This window comes from Candidatus Aquicultor sp. (assembly GCF_054640775.1).
The window spans coordinates 1-2929 of sequence record NZ_JBTSLF010000279.1; the positions used below are offsets into that span (position 1 = coordinate 1).

General features: G+C 46.2%; 3 protein-coding genes. All 3 read right to left on the minus strand.

The window, feature by feature from the left end; translation table 11 throughout:
• A partial coding sequence (locus ACYC56_RS14145; RefSeq protein WP_461374816.1) for an LpxD N-terminal domain-containing protein occupies positions 1-631 on the minus strand: 631 nt, incomplete at its 3' end.
• A gap of 2 nt (positions 632-633) precedes the next feature.
• A complete protein-coding gene (locus ACYC56_RS14150; RefSeq protein ID WP_461374817.1) occupies positions 634-1179 on the minus strand; it encodes an OmpH/Skp family outer membrane protein in 546 nt (181 codons plus the stop codon).
• A gap of 89 nt (positions 1180-1268) precedes the next feature.
• On the minus strand, positions 1269-2929 hold a 1661-nt coding region (gene bamA / locus ACYC56_RS14155; RefSeq protein WP_461374818.1), incomplete at its 5' end, for an outer membrane protein assembly factor BamA.

Sequence of the window (2929 nt, forward strand, 5' to 3'; positions counted from 1 at the left end):
CAATCTGAACGATCCCTGTTTGAGGAATCTTGACATGGATCATCCCGTCCTGTACAAAACCAAAACCGTCACTGCCAATTACCGCCCCACTGTGAATAATCACCCGTTGTCCGATTATCGTTCCCGAGAGGATGGAAACATTAGGATAAATGATGGAATCCCTCCCGATCCGTACCGAATCCCCCACGTAGACCCCCGGATACAAGGTAACCCCGTCTTCAACCTCCACCCGGTCACCCAGATAGACCAGGGGATAGATGGAAACTTTTTCTCCGATTCGACAGCCTACACCACAATGGGCCAAGGGACTGATGCCCAGCGGGTGATCGGGCCGGGGGGCAAAAAACTGGGCGATCCTGGCATAGGCCAGGTTTGGATTGGAGGTTATCAATAACGGCTTGGAGGTTTTGGGAAATTGCGGTCCGACAATAACGGCCGAAGCCTGGGTCGTTTCCAGGTCTTTTTCATATTGGGAATTGACCATAAAAGTGATCTGGCCCTTTTGGGCCTCCCGGATACCGGTGATGCCGACAATCAACTCCTCACAACCCCCCCGGACCTCTCCTCCTACCAACCGGGCCAGAAATTCTAAAGTTACCTCTGAGGGGAATGCTGAATTCGGCGATTCCATGCTTATTTCTTTTTTTCCTTCTTGGGTTCGTTGGCGAGTTTGATGACTTTATCGGTTATCTCCTCGACGGGCTTATTGAAATAAACCACACCGCTCTTGGATTCCAAGATCAGGGTATACCCTTCATCTTTGGCCAGTTTTTTAGTAACTTCAAATAACTCGGTTAACAAAGGCTGCATGGCGTTATATTCATCCTTGTGCATTTCTTCTTCTTTTTTCCGAACCAGCTCCCTTAAATCTTCGTCCTTCCGAATCAATTCTTTTTCTCTCTCTCTCTTGGCATCAGCACTCAGGACATTACTTTTTTTATTGAATTCATCGCTCAGTTTTTTTAATTCATCCCGTCTGGTCTCTAAATCCTTTTTGATCCGATCCGCTTTTTCTTGCAAACCTTTTGAAGCCTTTTTACCGGCCTCTGATTGCTGGATGCACTTCTGCAAATCAATGACCCCGATTTTAAGGGCCTCACTGGCCCAGGAAGGGGCAGTGGTCAAAAGAAAAACAATTCCCGATAAAAAAACAGCCTTTGTTAAAAAAATTCTACTCATGTTCAATCTCCTCACTGATAATAATTTACAGGGGTCAATCCTGCCATGGGCAGGACCCGAATCCTTGAGTCCTTGCCTCTTGTTTAATATTAAAAAAACGTCCCTACGGTGAATTCCCAGTTACTGGTGTCTTCACCGCTTTTGGGCTCAAAATTCCAGCCCCATTCCACCCGCAGGGGTCCTATAGGAGAATACCAACGGACCCCCACCCCCACACTTTTTCGTAGATTCCCTAAATCAATTGTCTGGTCTTTGGTAAAAACATTGCCAGCATCAAAAAACACCAGTCCTTTAAGCCCGGCCTTTTGAATCAGAGGGAAAATGAATTCTAAATTAAATTGTACCATCTGCTCACCGCCGATTACTTGGCCGGTCGCCGGGTCGGTGGGACTGATAGTATTATATTTGAAGCCTCGAATCGAATTGATGCCTCCTAAATAAAATTTTTCATATAAGGGCAGATCCCCTCCGGCATTCTTGGTCATATATCCCCATTTGCCGTTAATAAAAAAGGTGGTCTCCCCGAAGAAGGGTAAATACCAGCCCGAACTGGCCAGAAACCGGGTAAAATAATTGGTCCCTCCGAGCGGACCACCGGCATATTCCACTGAAGCACTATTAAGCGATCCCTTGGTGGTATTAAAGATCAAATCTCGGGTATCCCTTCGAAGGGTCAGGCGAACACTGCTCGTTTGATGGCGGCCTTTCATGTCCTGAATAACCTGGGCGGCGTCATCTGTAACGGCAGTCACGTTGGCATCGTCGTAGCCATAGGTAATATACCCCCGGGTGTCTTCTTCCAGGATGGGATAACCGAAACCCACCGATCCTCCGATACTGTCTTTAGTATATTGGTCATAGATCCGGGTCCAATTATAGATATTGGTCTCGCTGGAAACCCGGGTACCCAAGAGCCAGGGCTCGACAAAGCCCAGGTTATAACGCTTGGTCACGGACCCGAGTTGGGCATCCAGACTTAAACGTTGCCCCCGGCCAAAAAGATTTCTTTCCGAAATCTGGCCCATAACCAAAAAATTTTCAACGGCACTATATCCCGCCCCCACAGAAAAAGAGCCGGTCATCTTTTCCTTGACCTCCGCCTTTAATTTCATGCGATCCTCCTGGCTTCCCGGAGAAGTCGAGAGGTTGATCTCTTCGAAAAAATCAAGCCGATGGAGGTTTTCATTACTTTTTCTGAGGGCTTTGGCATCAAAGAGACCTTTTTCAGCGACTTTGAATTCCCTTCGAATCACATTGTCACGGGTTTTCACATTCCCGACAATATCAATGCGTTCAAAATAAACTTTGGACCCTTTCTTGATTTCATAAACGAGATCTACTTTGAGGGCGGCAGGATCCTCCTTGATTTGAGGATTAATTTCGGCAAAGGCATACCCATCATAGGAATATAGATCATTAAGCATTAAAATGTCTTTGCGGATCGCTTCTCGATTATAAAATTTTTCCTTGGTGATGACCAGGGAGGCCATCAATTTGTCCTTAGGTTGAATCAAATCCCCGCTGACATTCACCTGGCCCATTTTATAGGGCTGGCCTTCCTCGATTGGAATGGTTATATAAATCCAATCTCCTTCATGCCGTACAGTCGGTTCCCCCACTTTGGCTTTTAAATATCCATGGTTGAAATAAAAGGAAGATATTTTTTCCAGGTCCTGTTCCAGCAGTTCCTTCTTATAAACACCGGAGGAGGTAATCCAGTAGAAATATCCCTTTTCATTGGTTTCCATAA